Source organism: Microtetraspora fusca (genome assembly GCF_001570365.1).
GTDB classification, from domain to species: domain Bacteria; phylum Actinomycetota; class Actinomycetes; order Streptosporangiales; family Streptosporangiaceae; genus Microtetraspora; species Microtetraspora fusca.
Window position 1 is genome coordinate 105,308 of the sequence record NZ_BBYK01000044.1, and the last position, 21,917, is coordinate 127,224.

21 protein-coding genes and 2 pseudogenes are annotated in these 21,917 nt (G+C 65.2%); 7 read left to right on the forward strand and 16 right to left on the reverse strand.

Annotated features, from left to right (window positions below; translation table 11 throughout):
• Positions 1-126: 126 nt before the first annotated feature.
• The 3 genes from AWQ68_RS13035 to AWQ68_RS13045 form a co-directional block, all read right to left on the reverse strand.
• On the reverse strand, positions 127-858 hold the full coding sequence (locus AWQ68_RS13035) for a GntR family transcriptional regulator (RefSeq protein ID WP_066939768.1): 732 nt from the start codon (positions 856-858) through the stop codon (positions 127-129).
• A gap of 103 nt (positions 859-961) precedes the next feature.
• On the reverse strand, positions 962-1,282 hold the full coding sequence (locus AWQ68_RS13040) for a hypothetical protein (protein ID WP_157545240.1): 321 nt from the start codon (positions 1,280-1,282) through the stop codon (positions 962-964).
• Positions 1,279-1,638, reverse strand: coding sequence for a hypothetical protein (locus tag AWQ68_RS13045; RefSeq protein WP_066939774.1), 360 nt, complete (start codon positions 1,636-1,638; stop codon positions 1,279-1,281). The genes AWQ68_RS13040 and AWQ68_RS13045 overlap by 4 nt, the downstream gene beginning before the upstream one ends.
• A 332-nt stretch (positions 1,639-1,970) precedes the next feature.
• On the opposite strand from AWQ68_RS13045, the gene AWQ68_RS13050 reads away from it, so the two are divergent.
• On the forward strand, positions 1,971-2,834 hold the full coding sequence (locus AWQ68_RS13050) for a DUF5919 domain-containing protein (RefSeq protein ID WP_066940252.1): 864 nt from the start codon (positions 1,971-1,973) through the stop codon (positions 2,832-2,834).
• Positions 2,831-3,643, forward strand: coding sequence for an inositol monophosphatase family protein (locus AWQ68_RS13055; protein ID WP_066939777.1), 813 nt, complete (start codon positions 2,831-2,833; stop codon positions 3,641-3,643). Before AWQ68_RS13050 ends, AWQ68_RS13055 begins: the two co-directional genes overlap by 4 nt.
• A gap of 48 nt (positions 3,644-3,691) precedes the next feature.
• Here AWQ68_RS13055 and AWQ68_RS42370 read toward each other — a convergent pair whose 3' ends face one another.
• Positions 3,692-4,021: a hypothetical protein gene (locus tag AWQ68_RS42370; RefSeq protein WP_157545242.1), complete on the reverse strand. Its 330-nt coding sequence runs from the start codon at positions 4,019-4,021 to the stop codon at positions 3,692-3,694.
• 1,183 nt (positions 4,022-5,204) lie between these two features.
• Between AWQ68_RS42370 and AWQ68_RS13060 the strand changes: the two genes are divergently transcribed.
• On the forward strand, positions 5,205-5,591 hold the full coding sequence (locus tag AWQ68_RS13060; RefSeq protein ID WP_066939779.1) for a hypothetical protein: 387 nt from the start codon (positions 5,205-5,207) through the stop codon (positions 5,589-5,591).
• A 327-nt stretch (positions 5,592-5,918) separates the two neighbouring features.
• Entirely contained in the window at positions 5,919-6,152 is a 234-nt protein-coding gene (locus tag AWQ68_RS13065; RefSeq protein WP_066939782.1) for a hypothetical protein, read from the forward strand.
• A gap of 519 nt (positions 6,153-6,671) precedes the next feature.
• On the opposite strand, the gene AWQ68_RS42375 is transcribed toward AWQ68_RS13065, so the two are convergent.
• The 7 genes from AWQ68_RS42375 to AWQ68_RS13100 form a co-directional block, all read right to left on the reverse strand.
• Positions 6,672-7,160 carry a hypothetical protein gene (locus AWQ68_RS42375; protein ID WP_157545244.1) on the reverse strand — a complete coding sequence of 163 codons (489 nt, stop codon included), beginning with the start codon at positions 7,158-7,160 and terminating at the stop codon, positions 6,672-6,674.
• A 159-nt stretch (positions 7,161-7,319) separates the two neighbouring features.
• Positions 7,320-8,516 carry a fibronectin type III domain-containing protein gene (locus tag AWQ68_RS13075; protein ID WP_066939789.1) on the reverse strand — a complete coding sequence of 399 codons (1,197 nt, stop codon included), beginning with the start codon at positions 8,514-8,516 and terminating at the stop codon, positions 7,320-7,322.
• 1,224 nt (positions 8,517-9,740) lie between these two features.
• Positions 9,741-10,850, reverse strand: a complete 1,110-nt coding sequence (locus AWQ68_RS13080; protein ID WP_066939792.1) for a site-specific integrase — start codon at positions 10,848-10,850, stop codon at positions 9,741-9,743.
• Between the two features lie 78 nt (positions 10,851-10,928).
• A complete protein-coding gene (locus AWQ68_RS13085; protein ID WP_066939795.1) occupies positions 10,929-13,094 on the reverse strand; it encodes an ABC transporter permease family protein in 2,166 nt (721 codons plus the stop codon).
• Positions 13,091-13,774, reverse strand: a complete 684-nt coding sequence (locus AWQ68_RS13090; RefSeq protein WP_066939798.1) for an ABC transporter ATP-binding protein — start codon at positions 13,772-13,774, stop codon at positions 13,091-13,093. The genes AWQ68_RS13085 and AWQ68_RS13090 overlap by 4 nt, the downstream gene beginning before the upstream one ends.
• Positions 13,775-13,949: 175 nt before the next feature.
• Positions 13,950-14,873, reverse strand: coding sequence for an IS3 family transposase (locus AWQ68_RS13095; protein ID WP_157545246.1), 924 nt, complete (start codon positions 14,871-14,873; stop codon positions 13,950-13,952).
• The gene (locus AWQ68_RS13100; RefSeq protein ID WP_066939801.1) at positions 14,870-15,202 is read right to left on the reverse strand and encodes a transposase; all 333 of its coding nucleotides are present in this window, start codon (positions 15,200-15,202) and stop codon (positions 14,870-14,872) included. The genes AWQ68_RS13095 and AWQ68_RS13100 overlap by 4 nt, the downstream gene beginning before the upstream one ends.
• An 84-nt stretch (positions 15,203-15,286) precedes the next feature.
• Here AWQ68_RS13100 and AWQ68_RS13105 point away from each other — a divergent pair, with 84 nt between their 5' ends.
• Together AWQ68_RS13105 and AWQ68_RS13110 are read left to right on the forward strand one after the other, a co-directional pair.
• Entirely contained in the window at positions 15,287-15,817 is a 531-nt protein-coding gene (locus AWQ68_RS13105) for a hypothetical protein (protein ID WP_066939804.1), read from the forward strand.
• Between the two features lie 8 nt (positions 15,818-15,825).
• Positions 15,826-16,413, forward strand: coding sequence for a TetR/AcrR family transcriptional regulator (locus AWQ68_RS13110; RefSeq protein WP_066939806.1), 588 nt, complete (start codon positions 15,826-15,828; stop codon positions 16,411-16,413).
• 486 nt (positions 16,414-16,899) lie between these two features.
• Here the strand turns inward: AWQ68_RS13110 and AWQ68_RS13115 are convergent, their stop codons facing one another.
• From AWQ68_RS13115 to AWQ68_RS13125, 3 genes and pseudogenes are all read right to left on the reverse strand, one after another.
• Positions 16,900-17,622, reverse strand: coding sequence for a site-specific integrase (locus tag AWQ68_RS13115; protein ID WP_066939809.1), 723 nt, complete (start codon positions 17,620-17,622; stop codon positions 16,900-16,902).
• A 59-nt stretch (positions 17,623-17,681) separates the two neighbouring features.
• Entirely contained in the window at positions 17,682-17,996 is a 315-nt protein-coding gene (locus tag AWQ68_RS43540; protein ID WP_066939812.1) for a tyrosine-type recombinase/integrase, read from the reverse strand.
• A 414-nt stretch (positions 17,997-18,410) separates the two neighbouring features.
• Positions 18,411-18,632 (reverse strand): annotated as a pseudogene (locus AWQ68_RS13125) (chlorophyllase); the annotation flags it as partial.
• A 149-nt stretch (positions 18,633-18,781) separates the two neighbouring features.
• On the opposite strand from AWQ68_RS13125, the gene AWQ68_RS13130 reads away from it, so the two are divergent.
• Positions 18,782-19,396 (forward strand): TetR/AcrR family transcriptional regulator, encoded by a 615-nt coding sequence (locus tag AWQ68_RS13130; protein WP_084463932.1) that lies wholly within the window; start codon positions 18,782-18,784, stop codon positions 19,394-19,396.
• Between the two features lie 141 nt (positions 19,397-19,537).
• Here the strand turns inward: AWQ68_RS13130 and AWQ68_RS13135 are convergent, their stop codons facing one another.
• Positions 19,538-20,032 carry an SDR family NAD(P)-dependent oxidoreductase gene (locus tag AWQ68_RS13135; RefSeq protein ID WP_218006865.1) on the reverse strand — a complete coding sequence of 165 codons (495 nt, stop codon included), beginning with the start codon at positions 20,030-20,032 and terminating at the stop codon, positions 19,538-19,540.
• Positions 20,033-20,094: 62 nt separating this feature from the next.
• Positions 20,095-21,839, reverse strand: a pseudogene (locus tag AWQ68_RS13140) (IS1634 family transposase).
• Between the last annotated feature and the right edge of the window lie 78 nt (positions 21,840-21,917).

The following is a 21,917-nucleotide window of genomic DNA, read 5'->3' on the forward strand; positions in this document are numbered from 1 at the left end:
GGTTTCGTGGAGGCCCTGGTGTGATCCGGAGCGTTCGCTGCCATCGCGTCTTCCACTGGATCAGTCAGAAATCGGCGGGCATCTTCCATGGGATGCGCGCTGAGGCTCCGGTTCTCCTGCCCCTCCTCAGAGGGAGTAAGCGTCTTCCAGCTCGTGAACGTCTCCAGGGAGGACCAGGTCAACGACGAGGGCCGGACGGCCGCCGCCGTTGTAGACGCTGGCCAGCACGCCGAGGACGGGCGCGGTTTTGCGGAGTTCCAAGAGCTTGGCCTCTTCCGCCGACGGATGCCGAGCGCTGAGCCGTTCCGCGACATGTTCGAGCTTGAGCCCCTTGGACTCCTGGAGATGCTGACGGATGCTCACCGCGAGGAGTTCGGAGCTGCCGAGGCCGGTGCCGTCGGCCAGTTCTGCAAGGCACCAGATGGTGACGAGGTCGATCGGTCGGTCAGCGTCTCGGAAGAGCACCCGTCGCATCATCACCGGCGTCTTCTCAGGCACGCCCAGAAGCTTCGCCACGCTCCCTGGAGCAGGGTAAGCGCCAGCGTTCACCAGTACGCCGTTCTCGTCTGCTTCCGCCCGATCCAGTACGGCCCGGCCGGGCCGGGAACTCTCCTCCACTGCGACCGGTGGGGCCGCCTTCACGAAAGAGCCTTTGCCGTGCTCCCGTTCGATCACGCCGCGAAGCTGGAGAACCTGGAGAGCCCGAACGACGGTGGGGCGGCTGACGTGGAACTCTTTGACGAGTTGCGTCTCAGAGGGAAGAAGCGAGCCAGGCGCATAGGTGCCGTCCTCGATCCGCCGCCGGATCGACTGGACGATCTGTACGTATTTCGGCGGAGCGTACTCTTCAGACGACATGACGACTTCCCTAGAACTCGACTTGTCGTGAAGTCTAGCTATGCCTTTACGGTCTGTCTCCCCCAGGCGGGAACCCCGAGGCGCGACGGCGCAGGAGCTTTCCTCACTGTCCCGAGGGCTCGACCGCGCCGCCGCGCCCGTCTACCCGGATCTGACCGGTCAACACGGCTGTCCATGTTCGCCAGGCGTGCCGGATCGGCCACCGGTGGGTCTCGAAGATCACATGTCCGCGCTCGTTCTGGATCGTCTTCCTGATGAACGCGACACCGCCGGACTGGATCAGTTCGAAGTACACCGCACGGCAGTCGCAGGTCCAGGCCAGCACCCGCTCTCGTCCCGGGGGCTGGCGGCTCAGCCATATGAGCGGCTCGGCATCCGGCTGTGGCCGTCCAAGGTGCGGGCTCAGGTGGCGTGAAGCGCTCACGAGCCGCCGCCCTCGAAGTACGGCGAGTACGGGTGATTGCGGCGCAGTTCCTCACGGCGCAGAGCGACCCGCCGAGCGGTCGTGATCACATCGTGTGCCGGAGCGAAGGCGTACACGGGGCGGCCGTTTACCGAGGTTCGGCCAGTCGACCAGCGGAACCAGCGGCCGTTGGTCCAGACGAGCAGCTCAACCCAGACAGAGAGCAACGCGACGCCGTGGCCCGAGTGCACATCGGCGGTGATGCCGTGCCGTAGCGCGAGGGCATCACGGAGGAGTCCGGCCGCCTGTTCGGCGGTAAGAACGGCATCAGGAGGCAGCGAGGGAAGCTCGATCGCGTCGAGGTGGAATGCGGCCATGGCGGGACCTCACTCCCCCGAAACGGTGCCGCGTCCCTGGCACCCGAGGCATTCGACCCTGACCCGCTCCCCGCTCACGGTCTCGCCGGCCCCTTCCGTGGCCACGACGACACCGCGTCGCGGACTGGCGTATTTCCAGCCCCGACCTCCGCACAGCTCACACTGCCCATCCATGATCCGAGGATTTCCCGAGGGGCTGTCACGTCTCGACCGCGCGCCTGTACCGCCTGTGTTCACGCCGTCTCGTTTTGTCTCGTCTTCGTCTCCTCCTGATCGCCTCTGCTGGTTAACCTGTGGGCAGACCAGGGTTCCCGATCTCCGAGGCGCGGATCATGACCGAGCAGTCGATCGTGTTGAAGTCGCTCTTACGGCAACGCCACTGGCAGACATACGGGACGTTCTGTCGCGAGTACGACAAGGCCGCCAAGAAGGTGGATCCCGCGCTTCAGGGCAGGTGGCCCAGCCGCGCCCAGCTTCACCGCTGGCTGTCCGGCGAGCTCAAAGGCCTGCCTTACTCCGACCATTGCCGCGTCCTGGAGGCCATGTTCCCCGGCCTGTCCGCCGCCGAGCTGTTCGCGCAGAGCACACCGGAGATCCCCGCCCCCAGGAGCAGCCAGGACAGGCCGATTGAGGTTCCGGAGCCCGCCGACGATCCCCAGCTCGCTGACGTGACCGCCGTGTTCAGCAGCCGTTCCGCGTTCAGCGCCGCCTACCCACCCGCGTCGCTCTTTGACGGGGCGAACGAGATCAGCGCATGCGGCCTGTCTTTGAACGTGATCTGCCAGAGCTACCCCGACCACCAGCTCAAACGGCTACTTGAGAACGGCACCCGCATTCGCTGCCTCTTCTTGGATCCCGAGGGCGAGGCGATCAAAGCGCGCGAGCGGGAAGAGAGCTACACCGACGGCACGCTCCAGACGCTGACCGCCCTCAACATCAGCATGTTGACCCGCCTCAAAAACAGACTCGACCCCGAGGCCGCCGAACGCCTTGAGATCCACGTCTACGACGAGACCATCCGGTTCAACATCCTGATCGTGGACGGCACGACATGCGTGGTTCAGCCGTACCTGCCAGCGGCCCGCGGAGTCGACTCACCTACGCTCGTCATCACCGACAACACCGCCGCTGACGGCCTGTTTCCCGTCTTCGATCAGGTCTTCACCTCTATGTGGGAGCGGAGCAAACCCGTATGACCGTTGACGCCCGCGCGCTACTGCCCATAGCCGAGCAGGCCGTCACCATCGCCAGTGAAATCGTCCGAACCAGGCTCCCCGGAACCGTCACCACCAAAGGCGACCGCGACATGGTCACCGAAGTGGACTACGCCGTCGAGCACGCCGTACGCGAGTTCCTGTCCCGCGAGACACCCCAGATCGGGTTTCTCGGCGAAGAGGAAGGCATCAGCAGCACCGGGCACGGCCTCATGTGGGCGCTCGATCCGGTGGACGGCACCGCCAACTTCACCCACGGCATCCCGCTCTGTGGCATCTCCCTTGGTCTCGTGGACCACGACCGATCGATCCTCGGAGTAATCGACCTGCCGTTCCTCGGCTCGCGGTACGCCGCAGCCGAAGGAGCCGGCGCCACCGCCAACGGCCAGCCGATCAACGCCAGCGGCACAGATGCTCTGGATACCGCGATCGTGTCCGTAGGGGACTACGCCGTCGGCAACGGCGCGGAAGCCAAGAACCGGGTACGTCTGCCCCTGAACTACCAGCTCGCCACCCGAGTGCAGCGAGTCCGAATGTTCGGATCAGCCGCCGTCGACCTCGCCTGGGTCGCCGAAGGCAAGACCGACGCCTGCATCATGCTGTCCAACAACCCCTGGGACACCGCCGCAGGCGTCCTCATCGCCCGCGAAGCCGGAGCAATCGTCACCGACATCGACGGAAGCCCTCATAGCACTAAAGCCCGAGCCACAATCGCCGCCACCCCCAAAATCGTCGCCGAACTCGTCGAACTGGCCGCAGCCGCCGAAAAAGATGCAGGCCGCATACTCTAGCAAGGCGGCGATCACGGCTATACATTAGATCGACCCACCGACCTACTCCTAAATACATAGGGCGGCATAATTGGCCAGAATCCCCGCAGAGACCGCAAAGACTCGAATGATTGAGCGCAATCTCTGGCCAATAGCCGTATATAAGAACACGCAAGACAAATGGCTGTGCGTATGCATGAACTGCGGCGAGTTTGTCGAGCCGCGATACAACAATGTCGTCAATAAAGGTGCTGGAGGGTGTCGGCCATGTGGAACGGCGACCACAACCAGCAAGTTGACGATGAATCCAGCAGTCGCAAAAATGAAAATGATTTCCTGCGGCGTCTGGCCGGTGTCGGCATTTAAAAGAACGCTCGCACCTTGGCTGTGTGTCTGCATGGAGTGCGGTGAATTTGTTAAACCGAGCTACGCCAACGTTGTAACCAAGGGCCAGGGTGGATGTCAGCCCTGTGCAACCCGGTCCAGAACCGTCGATCCCAGCGAAGCCAAACAAGCGATGATAGACCGTGGCGTCTGGCCAATCGCAAGCTTCAGAAATACGAGCGATAAGTGGCTCTCAGTATGCATGGAGTGCGGGGAGTTTGTCACCCCCCGATACAACTCCGTCGTACACAAGGGTAACGGCGGCTGCGCGCCTTGCGGGCGAAGAGAAATCGACCCCGTGCAGGCAAAGTCATTCATGATTTCGAAGGGCATGTGGCCAGTCGAGGAGTTTGTGACTGGCAACGCTCCTTGGCTATGCATATGTATGGACTGTGGAGAATTTATCACGCCGCGTTACGGGGTGACGCGTTATCGCGGGTCCGGATGTAAGTTCTGCGCCAAGAAGGCACTCAATCCAGAAGTGGCGAAAGCCAGGATGATTGAGCGCGGATATTGGCCCATCGCGAGGATAATTGGCTCCCATGACCGCATCCTCTGTGTCTGCATGAAATGCGGGGAATTCAACTCACCGCGCTACGATAGCCTTGTAAGTGGAATTCAGGGAGGCTGTCTTGTCTGCGCAAAGAGTGGTTTCAAGGTAGCCGAGCCAGCATCTATATATCTGCTACGCCACGAGCTCTGGAAAGCCGCAAAAGTCGGCATCTGCAACGTGGGAAGTGGTCGCCTAGCTAAGCACGAACGATTAGGATGGGCTGCGCATAGGACCTATTCGTTCGATACAGGAGAATCCGCCTGGCTCGTGGAACAAGAAGTGCTGAGGACTTGGCGTTCCCGAGGCGACGATTGGGGGCCAGTCCTTCCATTCGACTCCGAAAAATACGACGGATATACCGAGACCGTCTCTCTGTCCCGGCAAAACGGTGATAGTACCTCCATCGAAAGTCTCTGGGAAGACGTGATGAGGGCCACCAAGCAAGTGATGGACGACCGTCTTGTCGCCGCAGAGGCTGCAGAACTTGCTGCCGAATTACCCTTGTAAGGATCAAGGGCGGCGCTGCGCGCCGCCTCGCGGCCCTGCGCCCGCTCGGCGGCCGGGCATGCGGCCTGGGGGCCGGTCCCGACCGCCGGCAGCTCGGGCCGCCAGCGACGGGAAAGCGGGCCGCTATCCTGCTGCATCATGCGGCCATGGCGACACGTAGACGGGCGCTTCCTCTACCTTCCGGCCAGTCAAGACGTCTGGGACCAGTTGCGGGCCCGGCTGGAACTCGCCCAACGACTCAGCGGCACAGTCGTCTGGGTTCCCCACCCCGGCGCGATAGGCATCGGCGTGGATGTCGACCTCCCAATCGGCGGCTTCGTCGACGTCCTTCTGCTGCCCCGCGACACCACCCACTGGCCTCTCGAAGGCACCCAGATGGAGTTCTACATCTGGTGGATAGACGAATATCCACAGATCCGCCTCCTACCCGCCGACCCCCATCGTCGCCGCGAAGACTTCGACGAGTGGATCTCCGGCCAGAACGGTCCGGCCGCTGCCACCTTCCGCACCCACCACAGCGCATAGGGCGGTTTTGCATTCACGAACCCTGTCTCCGACGGGAGCCTCGGCTCCGGGATGATCGCCCGAGCGTGAGCCGGAGTCCGTAGCTGGCTGAGGTGGAAGCCTGATCGCCCCGCCTGCCACGACCCAGGCAAGCCCAGCAGACCGACTCCTACGGCTCAAGCCCGTCTGTGACCGTTGGCGTCCAATGGCCGAGGAACGAGTTCCGGGCTAACGTACACGCAAAGACGGGCTTGCCCCTCCGTCGCCGGCCCACTGCCCCTTCGGGGTGGGTCGAGGCATACGGGAAGATCAGGCAGGAGGAGGTGCGGCTTGTCGCCGAGGAGTCGGATGCCGCGGGCGCTGAAAGTTGATTTGCTGACGCTCTTGGGGTGTTTTCTGGGCCTGGTGCTCGTGGATCTCTTGGATGAGCCTGTGGAGGCAAGCGGTTGGCACGCGGTAAGCGTGACCTTGGCTGTTCTAGCGTGGATGTTCTCGTTCGCGATCATCATCTCCTTCGTATTCGCTGTTGTGGATAGTCTGAAGATGATCACGAAAGGCCGGCGCGAGCGAACTCGCGACTGATCTTGATCCCTGCCCTGCAGAACCTCCGGGGGTTGCAGTTTGAGTTGCAGTTCCGAGTGATCCAGATCCGTTCAAATCAGACCAGCCATGCGCGCCGACCTGCATTGAACTGTCCGGAACCATGATCCGCCGAGCTTTTAATCCGTAGGTTCAGGGTTCGAATCCCTGGCGCCCCACCACTCCATACCCCATCTGACGTGGGGTTTCTCGACCAGGCATGACCTCGGATCGAGAAGTTGATCTCGTTTGGTTGCTCGTTGTTTGCTCGCGGGCACGGATCGGGCACGCGGTAGATCGTTTAGACCGCCCATGTCAGGGCAGACCCGAGAGACGATCAAGAGAAGATCACAACCGAAGACCTCTCGGGGCACCCACGCCCGACGATGGCATGCCAACCGTCAAGGATCGTCTCAACGTACTCTGCTGGACTTACGGCCTCCTGAACCAGCGGACGGATAATCCGCTGGTGAAGCTGCTCAGCCGATGTTCACCCGCGAGGTGTGCTTTCTCACCCTGGTGTTACATGCCGGGGCGGACGTCCACCTTCACAAACGCGTTGTAGCAGTAGCACGGCTCGGCTTCGATCGGCGGGTATTCGGGGAAGGTAGCCTCTCCACGGCCGACAACCTGCCCCTTCCTGTTCTTTACGACAACTCGGACGGGCATGCGCGAGTAGTCGATGGCCTGTCCAGGAAGGTTGACGTTGAAGACGATGTCCTGGGCTCCGGCCGGGGTGCTGAGCCCCTGGGCAGGGGTGGGGAACATAGACGAGCTGGGAACGATCAATGGCCCTTCCCTGCAAATGTCATGTGCGTCGCAGAGTTGATAGGTGAGGCCGGATCTCACGATCGAGTGATGCACGGTGAGCTGGACCCTGTGTCCCGCGCACGGTTTGCAGGCAGGGGTCGTCCCGCATCCCGTCAGCGCCGCCGCTACCACGGCGGCGCAGAGCAGCGTACGGAATGTCGGCGGTTGCGACTCGGGTTTTCGATGCGCTGCTGTGATCATGTTTGCCTCCGTGGATACATCGGCTCGGAGTGGCGCATCGTTCCTCACCTTGAGCGCGTCTGGGTCACGAGAAGACTGCGGGCCCGTGGGCGGCACCCGATGGCGCCTCCCACGGGCCCGCAGCGCTTTCTCGTTCTACGGCATGCGGTACTTGCTCAATTACCTCCGCCCCTGCAGGCACCGGCAGTCACCGGCGTTTTGCGGCGGGATACCGAAGGCCGAGTCTGGAAGCCGTTTGAAGAGGTACCCGGCCTCCTCTGCCTGCTTACGGAACTTGGACAGCTCCTTGTCTGTCAGGACACGAGACGGGGCGGCAGGCTGCTGCCGGACCCTGAGCGGAGACGAGGCCGCAGCTTCCAACCCACCATTGGCCGCGACAACCCGGAAGCTGTAGTTGGTAGGCCCGCCGAACAGATAGCCCATGGTGAAGCCGGGATCAAGCGTTGTGGCTTCCAGAGGAAAAGGCACCCGGACCCAGTCAGCGTTGCTTTGCGTGTGCTGGAAGTACTCGATCCAGTACCCAACCGCGCCAAAGGAGGGATTCCAGGTGAACCGAGCCTCGGCGGGACCCGTCTGCCAGGCATCGATCATTGATACGACCGGCGGCGTACCTCTGCCGGTGTGCGCGGGCAGCGCTCCTCCGGGCACACCCGGTCCGACGGCATTGGCGCTGGCGACAGCAATGTTGTAGCGGTGGTCCGTGGCAAGGCCCGTGTAGGTGTAGCTGGTCCCGGTGACGGTCACGGAGGGCAGCCAGGCTCCGGTGGTCTGGTCCTGTCCGTAGACCTCGTACTTCGTCGCACCGGGGGTCGCCTTCCACGTCACCTCGACACTGGTCTGGCCCGGTATCAACTTCACCCCCTCGGTCTGCGGCGGGGTCTGCGGGTCGGCTACCGCCGAGGCGACTGGTGAAGCGGGACCCCCCTGGTAACCGTGGACCGGAGTGACCTTGTATTCGTAGGTGTGTCCCTTGAACAAGCTGCCGGATAACCAGTTGTCATTAGCGACCGGGTAGGGAAGCTTGTTGAACGACGACTCACCTGCGGTCACATCGCGTGTGTGGATGTAGTAGCCGCCTGCACCGTAGACCCTGTCCCACTTGAGCTGGATGCCTTCCGGTACGGCCTGTGCCGTCATCCATTGCGGCGCGGTTAGGGTGATGCCGGGCACGTCGGAAGGGATGGACCCGAACGGCGAGCCGATCGAGAGATGAGCCGCGAAGGCGTCAGCAAACGCCTTGGCGATTTTGTACTCGCCAAGGCCGTTCGGATGCAGTCCGTCGTAAGCGTCGCTCGCATGGTTGAACGTTTCGCACGACAGGTTCTCCCTGATGGCGTAGTAGTTGCAGAAAGCCATGGCTAAAAAATGGGGGAATTCGGGCAAATTTGGCAGTGATTGCCGCGAACAGTAGACATCGGGAAAGTGTCCGATTCAATATCTATTGGTCTCGCGAAATTCTGCCGCGAATTGGAGCTTTGGTAAGGTTTGTTTCAGGAGCTGGGATAGATGTCCAGCTGCACGGATGCGTTGTCGCAGGAGCAGGGGTCAGCAGCTTCGACGGGCGGATATTCAGGGAAAGTCGCTTGCCCGCGACCAATGATCCGCCCCTTTTTGTCTTTGATGACTGCGCGGACGGCCATCCGCGAGTAGTCCGTAGCCTTCCCCGGGAGATCGACGAAGCCGAGAGGAATCTGGATTTCGGTACTTAGGTCGGTTCCCTCGGCAGGCGCGGGGAAGCGGGAGGAGCCGGCAAGGGGCAAGTGCCCTTTCCGGCAGAAGTCACGTGCGTCACAGAGTTCGTATGTGTGTTCAGGGCTTACGATCGACCGATACGCGGTGAGCTCCACACCGCTTCCAGGGCACGGACCGCAGCTGGGAGTGCCCCGAGTGCACCCAGACAGCAGTGACAAGCTCACGGCCATGTGCAACAGCACACGGAAGCTCGGCGGTCGCGACGCGCCCTTTTCCTGCGCTGCCTTCATCACGCTTCCTCCAGCAGGCACATCACGTCTTCCAGGTAAATCCGGATGGAGAAGTGGTCGTGCGCGATCAGTGGCTGGGTAGCGGGTCCATCGAGCTCGTTGCGCCAGCTGATTGCGGCCGTTACGCATGCTCAACGGCTCGTATCGAATGCCCTCGATGTCCGCCTACCCATAGCCTTCCAGGTCAACTTGTTCAGTTTGGCCCGAGCTCCCCCAGAGGCTGACTGGCCGAGCGTGACGAGTTAGCGGCAGCTGACGATGCCGGGATTGCTGTTATGGCTCTTATGCCATGAGGATCGACGTGGCGACCGAGGTCGCCTGTGCTCTCACTACGGATTGCCTCTCAAGCCATGTCGAGTGCACACCGTAAACATGGAGCAACCCAGCGCTAATTGTCTTGTTTTGTCACAGTTCGATGATCGCTTGGGGTGTTAAAAAATATCAAGTGTTGACCTCTGTCTTGCGACGTGATACCTTTCAGATTTTTCTCTTATTTCACTCCATCGCGCTGTTGGCCCGACCCATACGGGTCTATTAAGACTTCGGGCCCGCTGGCGATTCCAGCGGGCCCGGGAGGCAATTCTGGGCGGAAGGCCGATCAGGGGCTCGGGACGACGGCCAAACGCAAGAGGGAGCCCGTACGGGCCACTGGTCGTGACGACGGAGCCTGCCCGGGGGTGTCGCCGCGATAGTCACTTCCCCCATCAGGAGACGGCGTCGGCGGAGTTGGAGCGGCCAATAGCGCGGCGGTGGATTCGGCCGCCGCTCGCGCGACCTCGGGGTAGACACTGGTGTAGGTGTCGCGAGTAAACGTGGAGGAGACGTGGCCGAGGGTTTCCTGGACCACCTTCAACTCCACCCCGGCCGCGAGCATCAGGGAGGCGGCGCCGTGGCGCAAGTCGTGGAGCCGGATCGGCGGCAGTCCGGCCTCGTAGCACATCCAGTAGAACTGGTCGGTGACATGCTGCGGGTGTAGCGGCCGCCCGAGTGCGTCGGTGAAAACGAACCCGCTGTCCGTCCACGCCTCGCCGGCCTTCAGCCTTTCCCTGGCCTGGCGACGGTGATGGTCCTTCAGGATCTGCACGGTCTCAGCGTCCAGGGCGATGACGCGGTCGCTGGCGTCGGTCTTCGGCTTTCCCTGTACGGGGGTCCAGCCGAGCTGGGTGATCTGCCAGTTCACGCCGATCGTCCCGGCTGTGAAGCTCACCTCCGGCCAGCGCAGCCCGACCGCCTCGCCCCGGCGGAGCCCCCGCAACGCGATCAACCGATACAGGGCATACAGGCGGTGGCGGCGCGCATACGCGAGGAACGCTGAGGTTTGTTCCGGGGTCCACACCATGACCGGTGAGGGCCGGGCGGTGGTCAGGTAGACGTTGACCACGTCCACGCTGCGTCCGGCCCGCCGCTGGTTCTCAGCGGCGTGGTTGGCGGCGTGGTCGGCGCTCCAGCGGGTGAGGCGTTCCTCCGTCCACACGAGTCCTTTGGGCCGGGTGACCGTGGGGAGTTCGACCACGGCGGCGGGGTTGAAGTCGATCAGCCGGTCCTGCTTGATCGCCACGTTGAGCGCGTGGCGGAGGGTGGCGCGGATGCGGTGCATCGTGGCCGGGCCGACCGGCTTGCGGTACTTGACCTTCGCCCGCTCCTGCGGGTCACTGCTGGCGCGGGCGGTGGCGATGACGTCGTTGAACTCCTCGATCGCGTCGAACATGCCGCTGATGTCGGAGAAAGCAGGTGGGCCTACCAGGCTCCGCTCGCAGCGGACGGCCAGCCGCGCGCCGCCACCAGATCAGTCAGCGGTGGGGCGCCAGTGGCGAGCGGCTCGGAGAGCCCCTACGCCACCGGCCAATCCGATGACGACTGCGAGTACTGTCGCCGCCACCGCGCTCGCCCCGAGAATCTCCCAGGAGAAAGTTCCGGATCTTGACATAGCGACGAAGAACTTACCTTGCCAGGCTGCCACGACCACGCCGATGACGACGGCGAGCATCGTGGGGAGGGTGAGGTTCACCATCGCGATGCCGAGAGGCAGTCGTTTGCGTTCGCTCAGTACCGTCAACGGTGCGACCGCGACCGTGAAGACGAGGAACTCGGCAGCTGAGCTGAGCGCCACCGCAACCAGCAGGATCGCCAGCGTCAGCACGGTGAGCAGCCTCACCCATGCGGCCATTGTGGCGAGCCGGTCCGCCCCGAGGAGGAAACCATCGAAGGGCCGGTCCACCCTGGCCATGCCGAACGCCCTATTGGCGGCGGCTTTCACTTTCCAATCGAGACCATCGGAGCCCAGCGGGGAGACGACAACGAGCTGATCGACAGGTCTCTCGCTGCGGAGAACGTCCCCCTCCCTCAGCGAGACCTCACCGGTCATATAGCCGACGGTGCCAGCCAGGATCTGAGCACGGACATCGCCTTCACTCAAGTTACTTGTCAATACAGGGCATGTGAGCCCAATCTGGCGGAAAACCGGGCACGAGGCATGTAGCTCTGGGGGCCTCTCGGGATCACCCGACGTCCTGACCGCCATAAGACTGCTCGTTTTGGGGAGCAGACCACGGAACACGCTTATCTGAGCGGAGGTCATGGAGGGCGCGGCGACCATCATCACTGAGTCGTGTAGCTGCTGCTCCAGGCGCTTGGCGTTCTGCCCGGTATCACCCAGCCGGCTGGTCCACACCTGCGCCTGGGTGATGACGCCGAGACCGATGACGACCACGGCCACCAGCCGCACCACGACGCCGGGCCGGGCCTGGGCCCACCGGCCCGCGACCAGCGCGGCGCCTTGGCCGGTCCGGAGACCGAATTCTGCTAATCGTGCGCCCGACCATCGGACGACCACACCTGCAGCTGAAGGCAGCATGCCCCACAGCAGTGCGGTGCCTCCGATGTAGCCGAGGAAGCTCATGACCTTCGGCAAGTAGGGAGTGATGACTACCAGCGTCAGCCCGGCCAGCCCGGCCATCAGCCGCCACACCGGAACCCGCGCGGCGAAGGTGCGCGGCCGGGTGGTGCGGCCGTCCAGCGAGATCCGGTGCAGCATGACAACCGCGAGAAACACGACCGCGCAGGCGATCAATGCCGCCAGGGGCACCGACCAAGCCCATACACGCAGATCGGCCGGGTCGAGGACGAACCCTGAGATCGGCAGCCTGGTGGTAACCGTCATCATGACGAGGTAAGGGAGCACGCCCAGGGCTGTGCCGAGGATGGTGGGCGGCAGCGCCTCGCCGACATTGACCAGAGCTCGGTGCCATCTGTTTCCACCCAGTGCGGCAAGGAGGTGGGTACGCCTGTCCCGCGCGACCGATCCGGTGCGCACAGCGATCACCAGCAATACCAGGGCTGTGCCTCCTAGTGTCAGCGCGAGCGCGCCAAGGAACTGCCCCGCGGGAACGCGGTTCAGCGAATCGCCCACCGGCTGGGCATGCGGAGAGCCGAATCGGGCGATCTTGAACCAGCCCCTATGGGCGTCGAGCTTGGGCCGTACATAAGCGAGCCGCTCTCCCGGAGAGGCGAGGCCTTCCTTACCGATGACTCCGGCGAGCGTGCCATATCGCGTGGTGATGTGCTCATCCACTCCTTCACGGATCAGCTCTGGGGAGAGGAACGCCTCGCCCGGCTCAGGCCATCTGGGGAGTCCCGGCGGTGGAGAGGCGGATGAGGAGAGCGGTTCGATGGAGATGACGCTGTGGGGCACTGTGCCTACTGCGTCCCCGCTCCACTTGTAGAGGGCGATCGCCGGTGTGTTGTTGTTCCTGGCGAGCTCTGCGCCGCGGGCCGACTCACGCCGGTCCCATCCGTCGTAGACGGCCAGCACCATGAGGCAGGACATGAGAGTTGCCGTCATGACCGCCGCAGCGGAGATCAGAGCGATCTGCCGCAACCGGCCGCCGGACGAACGCCACGCGGACGCCATGCCGATCCGCAGCAGTTGGCTCCACAGCGTCCGCCCCCTCATCCGCTAGCCCCAGCGAGTCGGCCCGCGATGAGATCGAGCCACCGATCGGCTCGACGGGCGACGGCCTGATCGTGGGTCACGACAAGCAGCGCGCGCCCATCCCGCTTCGGAAGATCGAAGAGGATGTCGGCCACGGCATCGCGGTTCTCCTGATCAAGAGCTCCCGTGGGCTCATCCGCCAGGATCAGCGGCGGATCCGTGATCAGCGCTCGGGCTACCGCCACCCGCTGTCTTTCCCCACCGGACAGGTACGCGGTCGGAGTCCCGCCCTCGGGCACACCAAGATGCGCGAGCAGTGCTTCCGCCCTGTCGTACGCGGTGGTGTGCGCAACACCTGCCAGTAGCGCGGCGAGCGCCACGTTCTCCCTCGCGGAAAGCTCGGGCAGAAGCTCGCCGAACTGGAAGACCATGCCCATATATCTCCGGCGATGAGCCGCGAGCTGGCGCTTGGACATTCGCGTCACGTCGTCGCCGGCCACGAGAACGCGGCCATGGCTCGGACTGGTGAGGCCCAGCACGCATGTGAGAAGGCTGGTCTTGCCCGTCCCACTCGGGCCGCACAGCACGACGGACTCGCCTGGATAGACATCAAGATCGAGCTCATCGAAGATCCGTGTGCCTCCAGCCGAATAACAGAGCTTTTCGATATGGAGGACAGGTGAGGGAAAGTCTGTGGTCATCAATCACCTTAAGGCGGTGTCGGGCGGGCAGCAGCTGCCCGCCCGACTCCAAGCATGGCTAGGGCTACTTACGATTGCCAGGCACTGCAGTCATCCGGCCATGCAGGGATGTTCTCGCATGCCCGGAGCTTGGTGACGGTCGAACTGTCAATCCCCTGAAAACGTGGAGACGGTCCTATGCCACACCGGCCCTCAGCAGGCCCGTTGACGGTTGCCTCTTCTCGGTCATCTGACGCTCGAATGCGATGGGCGACAGTCCGTCGTTGGCGCTGTGCCTCCTCCTTGCGTTGTAGAAATCGGTGATCCAGGTTGCGATCTTCACGCGGGCCTCGGCCCGCGTCCGGAAACGCTGCCGGTGCACGTACTCGACCTTGAGCGTGCTGTTGAACGCCTCGGCCGCAGCGTTGTCGAGAGCGCATCCCACCCGGCCCATCGACTGCACGACGCCGTGCTTGCAGCATTCGGCCTGGTAACGGGCAGCGGTGTACTCCGACCCACGGTCCGAGTGAAAAATCACCCCGTCCACATTCCCGCCCCTGGTGGCCACCGCCATCTGCAGTGAAGCGACGGTCAGCGCCGCGTCGTGGTGCTCGGACATGGCGTAGCCGAGCAGCCGGCGAGAGAACAGGTCCTCAACCGTGGCCAGGTACAGCGGCCCTTCATCGGTATCGATCATCGTGCCGTCGCCGACCCACAACACGTCCGGCGCGACCGCCGTGAACGTGCGGCCGACCAGGTCCGGCGCCGCTCGCCGTTTGCCCTGCCGGGTCAGCGACCGGCGCTTCTTGGGCGGCCGGCCGGCCAGCCCGAGCACGACCATCCGGGCTGCGACCGTGTTCTCCGACACCTTCCAGCCCTCGGCATGCAGGTCCTGCGTGATCCGGGGCGAGCCATAGGTGCCGCCCGATGCCGCAAACAGGCGCTTGATCTCCTCATCCAGACGCGCCCGCCGCTGCTCACGCGCCGTCGGGGCGGTCTGGCCGATGCGGTTCTTCCACTTGTAGAACCACGACTGCGACACCCCCAGCGCCCGGCAGGAGGTGGCATGGTCGATGCTGTGGTCGGTCTTCTGAGAGCAGATGAAGGCCGCCACGCTCACCGGCCCATCGCCTCTTTCACCCACAAGACCACCGAGCGCTTGAGAACATCACGCTCGTCCTCCAGCTCAGCGCGTTCCTTCTCCCACGCCGCCTTCTCGCGAGCGCGCTCCTTGACCAGCTCGGCCTTCTCCCGCCGCAGCCGCGCCAGCTCCTCGCTTTCGGACTCCTTCAGCGTCCCGCCTCCACCGCCGACGGCCTGCCCGCTGGCATGCCGGTCCATCTGCACCCAGTTGTGCAGCGTGTACTCGTTGATACCAAGGTCCCGCGCGACGTGCGATACGGGTTTGCCGGTCTCCTTGACGATGCGCTGCGGCTCCCCCGGTCCCACGCGGACGACGCGTAGGAACCCGGTGGGCGCCGCCCGAAAAGAGAGGGTGCACCATCGGTGTGTACCACTAGTACACTCTGGGGCATGCGGATCATCGTCAAAACCGTGGGCACCGTCCTGGTCTCGATCGTCCTCACGTACCCGCTGTGGGCACCTCAGTGGGGGCGGGGAATCCTGGGCGAGATCGCCGCGCTGGGCATGCCCGGCGGGCTCATCGCCGTCGCCGTCTTCTTCGGCCTCGTCGCGCTGTACTGCCGCGCCCTCCAGCGCACGATGACGGCCGTACGGCCGGATGCCAGGACGGCGGCTCCCGCGTCGGTCTGGTGGATGTTCGCGATCCCCTACAACTTCACCGAGGACTTCTTCATCGTGCGGACCGTCTCCACCTCACTGGCCGCAGACGCGTACGTGCCGAGCGGCTTCGTCCGGCGATGGGCGGCACTCGGCTACGGTTGGTGCGCGTTCCAGATCCTGTCGCTCTTCCCGGGGGCGGCCGGATACGTCGGCGGGGCGATCGCCCTCCTGATGTGGGCGGCACACTGGATCATGACGGCCCGCGTCAATCGCACGCTCGCCCTCCGGCGGCAGGCCGCCTCGCCCGCACACAGCCTCTAGGGACACCGATGCCACTGCCCCGCTTCGACCGGCTGCCGGCCGACGCACGAGCCGCCATCCTCGCGGTCGCCCGCGCCCACTTCGCCCGCGACGGCAAGGACACGGCGTCGTTCAACCAGATCATCGCCGAGGCCGGCATCTCCAAGAGCTCCGCCTACCACTACTTCGACGGCAAGGACGACCTCTTCGGCGCCGTGGTCGCCGACGCGGCGGCCCGCACGCTCACCGCGCTCGGCCCCTGGACCGAAGTGGCGACCGCGGACGAACTGTGGGAACAGGTGGTGGCCGGTACGACACGACTGGTCGCGCATCTACGCGAGCATCCGGATGACAGGGCGGTGCTCGCCGGTCTGCCCTGGTCCGACAGCGGTTCGTGGGTCCAGAGCCTCGTCGCGAACGGCCTCAAGATCGGCCTCATCGCCCCGCACCCCAGCGCCGAACTGGTCACCGTGGCGACCACGGGCATCTTCGACGCCCTCGACACATGGGCGCTCGACCGTCCCCACGAGCTCGACAGCTCCGTCGCCGACACGCTCGTCCTGTTCCTCGCGCGGCTCTGGCAGGCCACGCCACGCGGCGAGACCGCCCCGGCCTGACCGCATCGTGCGGTCGCGCTCGGCGGGGTGCGGCAAGCCGAGGACCTGCTCGTGCGGAGCCTTGACGCGTACCGCGAGCTGGGCGATCCGCGCGGCGAGGCCGTCAGACGCCTGGGCGATCGGCTGCCCGAGACCGCGGGGACGCTGGTCATGTCCAGGGTGGCTCTGGCCGAGGGGCGGCCCGATGCCGCTCGCCGCGGCGCGGAGGAGGCACTCGGGATCTACCGCGAGTACGCCGACGACAAGGGGGCCGCGCAGGCGCAGCTGGCCCTCGGCGGTGCACTGTTGGACCTTGACACGGCACCGGTGAGGACGCCAAGTGCGTGTGCAGCGAAGTGGGCGGTTACCTCAACGCGGGCAACTCGCTCGAGATGTACGCGGTGTTCGCCGCCCCGCCTGCTTCCAATCCCTGGCGCCCCACTACCAATGGGCTGGGCGTTCTCCTCAATGGGAGGTCTTCCGATCATGGCCTGGGACACGGATGGGTCACACCTGGGTCATCCAGCCGCATCGCCCCCGGCGAACCCGTCGGGCGGTCCCGCGCGCCGCCGACAGCACCAGCCGTGCCGTCGCCCTGGCCGCCCGGTGATGCAGCTCCGGTAGCACCGAGGTGTAGGTGTCGGCGGTCAGCACGATGCTGGCGTGGCCGACCTGGTCCTGTACGACCGGTAGATCCACATGTGCGGCCAGCGCCATCGTGACCGCGCCGTACCGCAGGTCGTGCAACCGCACCGGCGGTAGCCCGCTCCTCAGCACCAGCCCATGGAACCGGTAGGTCAGGTAGTCCGGCGCCACCGAGCTGCCGCCCCGGCGAGTCTGCGCCGTGTCGTCCCAGGCCTCCCCGCGACGTGTCTTCTCCGCCCGCCGGTCGCGTTCATGACGGCGTAGTAGCCGCACCGTCTGCGGATCCAGCGCGACCGTGCGCCTGCCGGCCGCACTCTTGGGCGGGAACGGGACCAACTTCCCGCCGACGTGCACCAACTGCTGGACCACGGCGAGTTCGGATGTCTCCAGGCTGAGATCCACCCAACGCAGGCTGGCCAGTTCGCCCCGGCGAAGCCCGCGAAGCGCGGCCAGCCACCACAGCGGGAACAGCGGATCCTCGCGGACGCCGTCCAGGAAGGCCACAAGCTGCGGAATCGTCCACACCGCCACCCTGGGCCTCTCCCCGGTGGCCTTCCACACCGCCACCCACCGGTCGGTCCACACCTGCGCCCTCTGACGCGGCGCGGCAGGCAACCGTAGAGTTCGGGCGGGATTGCTGTCGATCAGCCCTTCCCGGACGGCTCGTTCAGCGCGGCCCTCAGCGTGGCGCGGATCCGCTCCAGCGACGCCGCCGCCAGCGGTCTGCCGTACCGATTCCGGCGTCCGGCCAACGCCGTGAACATTCGCCGTACATCGCGGGCGGACAGTTCCGACAGCACGATCCGTCCCAGCGCCGGGACCAGGTGCAGCCGGACATGATCCGCATACCCCTGACGCGTCCTCGGCCGGATCCCCTGATCGGTCGCCAACCAGTACCGCAGCCACTGGGCCACCGTGCACCCCGCCCCGATCGGGCCGCCCTGCTCGGCTGCGATCAACTGGCACCCGGCTTGCTCGGCTTCCCCCGCGCTGGCATAGCCTCCTCGCCGAACACGCTCCCGGCGTCCCGACAGACCCCGAATCTGCACCGCGAAATACCACGAGCCATGCCCGTCCTCGAGCAGCCTCGGGCACCGCCCGCTCCGTTCAGTGCACCCGCACCGCTTGTAGACCACTGGATGGCTCTCACGCATCGCCATCACCTTCCTCTCCCAGGAGGAACGGTGAACCACCTGATGGTGAGCTAGACCGCTGATGGCGCCCGTGCATAGGTTCTGCCATCTGTGAGGAGCCGTCCAGTTTTACGGTCCGTCGATTGCCTGTTCGAAGCGGCGCAGTACCGAACCGTCTCGCTGCCCGGCGCGATGACGGCTGCCTTCAACCGCTCGAGCGCGGGGCGCGTGTGCGGCAGGGGCGGCCCAGTAGTCGGCCAGCGGGGCGTAGCCGTTCATCGACGAGCCGAAGCCATGTGAGAAGACGATGATGGGCAGGTTGTCGCCGGTCGCGGGCGCGGATACACGGACCTGCAGATCCTGCCCGCGGTCCGGGGCGGACAGCACGACCGGTTGCGCAGATATCACCGTCGCGGGCGAGTCGGCGGACTTCGGCGTGCCGGCAAGGCTCGAGGGGGACATGGATGCACCTTCGTTCGGTTCCGTGGGCGGCTAGGTGATGGAACGGCATGGTGACAGGGCGCGGCCTGGTGGTCGGGCAGTTGATCTGGCACCATGAACAAGCGGGACTCTGTCCCGTTTGACGATACGGGACACTGTCCCGTTTATCAATGTCGAGGGTGGAGGTGAACGTCGCGGTGAATGACGGCGAACCGGGCGCCGAGCGCGCGGGCAGGCCCAGGCGAGCCGACGCCCGGCGCAACGAGGAGACCCTGCTCGACGCGGCCGCCGCGGTCTTCGTCACATCGGGCGTGGAAGCACCGATACGCGACATCGCGGCCAAGGCCGGCGTGGGAACCGCCACGATCTATCGTCACTTTCCGACGCGAGCGGATCTCATCATCGCCGTGTACCGGCACCAGGTCGAAGCCTGTGTCGAGGCCGGTCCGGCCCTGCTGGCGACCAGCGCGACCCCACACGCAGCACTGGAGCGATGGGCCGGCCTCTTCGTGGACTTCCTGGTCACCAAGCACGGGCTCGCCGCCGTGCTGAGGTCGGACAACGGCCAGTTCGACGCCCTGCACACCTACTTCGTGGACCGCCTCGTGCCCGTGTGCGCCCAACTGATCCAGGCCGCAGCCGCCGCCGGCGAGATCCACACCGACCTGGAGGCCTACGAGCTCATGCGCGGCATCGGAAATCTCTGCATCGGCGCGGACAGCGACCCCGGCTACGACGCGCGCCGACTGGTCGCGCTCCTGCTCGCAGGACTGCGCCAACTGTAGCGGCCAGGGCGGCCGCTCGATTGGGCCACCGGCAGGATCCAGTGCCCACATTCGCCGTCCCATCTCCTTCTTCCTTGTCGAACAGACACTCGCCCGCTAGATCGCTCGCTTATGAGAACCGCGTCCTTGGCTCGAGGCGGCTCACCTGAGATTCAAGCTTGGATCGAGGCCGGTCAGGCTGGCGGTGGCGGTCCACAGGCGCGCCGCGAGTACGGTGTCGGCCAGGTGACCTTGGATGGGCTCGAGCGTGGGTAGGCCGCGGATCCCGAATACCCGAGGTCCCAAAAGCTGGCCGCCGCGCACGGACGGGTCGACGACGGCCCGGACGGCGGGCCAGGCAGCGGCCTCCTTGCTTTGCAAGAGGAGGCCGGCCGGCAGGCCGCACAGTCGTTCGCCCGTGGTTCGGAGGCGGACCGGCGGGCGTGAGGGCGTGAGGGAGTCGAGTGCGCCGCCGGGGTGGGTGATCACGCTCAGCGTCGTGCTGCCGGCGGCGTGCAGGCGGCGGTCGAGTTCGAAGCCGAAGAGCATCTGCGCGAGATTGGATCGTGCGTAGGTACGTTTCGGCCGGTAGTCCCGAGTTTCGCAGTTGGTGGGCAGACGAGACTCGTCAATTCGGGGGCTGGCCTGCGGAGACATGCGTGAAGTAGCGGCAAAGGCGTGTGTCCACGCCCCTGCTCAGCGATTCCCCTGTTCAGGGCCTATTCGGCGGGTTGGAGACCGCTCATCTTCGGCGGCGGAGACGCTCCGCAGTCTTTGAAGAGCTGGGCTTGGGCCGGGTGAGTTTGGTGGTCTGGGTCAGCCGCCCGGCAGGGCCGGACAGGGTGACCTGATGGACGCGGCCGAGTTCGCGGTTGATAGTGCGCCAGGTCTGCCCGGTGCGGCGTTCGGCAACGCGGATGAGCAGCAGCACCAGCCAGCACAGCAGGACGTGCGCGACGATCCGTTCGTCCAGGCGGTGATAGACCGGCCGCAGATCCAGGGTGGTCTTCATGGTCCGGAATGCGGCCTCGGCTTCGAGGAGGTTCTTGTAGCCGAGCGCGATGTCCTCGGGGGTCAGATCGGGGTCGGACGTGGCGATGAGGTACTTACCGTCCAGGTTCGCCTCGGCCTTCACCTTGCGCATGTCGATCGACAGGCGGCCGGTGGTGGGGTGCTGCTTGAGCCAGCGGCCGAGGGAAGCGTGATCGCGTAGCGCGCATTCGGCCTTGCGGTGCGGGGCATCCGACGGCTTGGCTGCCATCCGCCCCTTGCCCTGCTGCGCGGCCTTCGCCTGGGCCTTCCTCACATCAGCGGCGCGGGAAGCGGCGATCCGTTCCAGCTCTTGTCTGATCGCGTCCAGCTGGGTGTCGCGGCGCATCTTGTCCCGCTCGGCCTCGATGGGGTTGTGGCAGATGATCCACCTGCGCCCGGGATCGGAGGCGAGCTTGACCTCCTTGACCCGCAGGTTGTCGCGGACATCCTGGTAGCGGCCCTGCCGCGAGAGCGCCTCGGCTGCCTGCTCGGTCCCCTCGCGCATCTTGACGCCGCAGATGTAATGGCCGCCGGCCCGCTGCAGGTAGGCCATGTTCTCCTTCGAGGAAAACCCCGAGTCGGTGACCGTGACGGCCCGGCCCAGCCGCCAGTCCCGCAGATCGTCTTTCACCTGCTCGATCACGGTCATGTCCGAGGTGTTGCCGGGCCACACCCAGCAGCGGACCGGGATGCCCTCGCGGGTCACCGCCAAGCCGATCACGATCCGCGGCAGGTCCCGGCGGTGGTCCTTGGAGTGTCCGAACCGTCGAAGCCCCTGCTCTCCGCCCTCATCCGGGGCCGGCTCTCCGTCGCGTTCGAAGTACGTCGAGGTCGTATCGAAGAAGATCAGGTCGACTTCCAGGTTCAGCAGGTTGGCCACGGAGAAGAACACCTCACGGGTGACCTCGCCGCGGGCGTCGGCGCCTGCCAGCAGGTCCATCGCCCGCATCGCCTGGTCCTTATCCATGCCGGCCAGGCCTGGGACGGCAACGGTATGGGTGGCCCGGTCAGCCGCGGCGAGCTTGGAGGAGGGGGCCACGGCCCGGTTGGCGATCAGTGCGAAGATGATCCGCTCGATGTCGGTGCGAAACCGTCGCGGCCCGAGCACCGTGGCCAGGGCTTTGTCGATGTTCAGCATCCGCCACAGCTCGTCCAGCAGCCAGATCGCCCCGAACGGGCGGGCGGACTCAGCCGACAGCGGGCCCGCCGCATCGGCTGCCAACGGCACCGTGACGTCGTCTTCATCGCCGAGGTACCGGTTGATGGAGGCGACCAGCCGTCGAAGCGCGTCCACGTCGAGCTTGTCTTCGCGGCCCAGGTTGACCAGCACCTCGGCCTGGGTCGTCCCGTTCACCCGCCGGTTGTTCGCCAGTTGCAGGTACCGGACCACGCTTCCGTCGCCGTTGCGCCGCTGCATCTTCCGCAGATATATGCCCGCATCATCTATCACAGCTAGCAGACAGCGCAGCAGAATCACGAACAGTCGTGTGCCCACGATTTGCACGCCTCA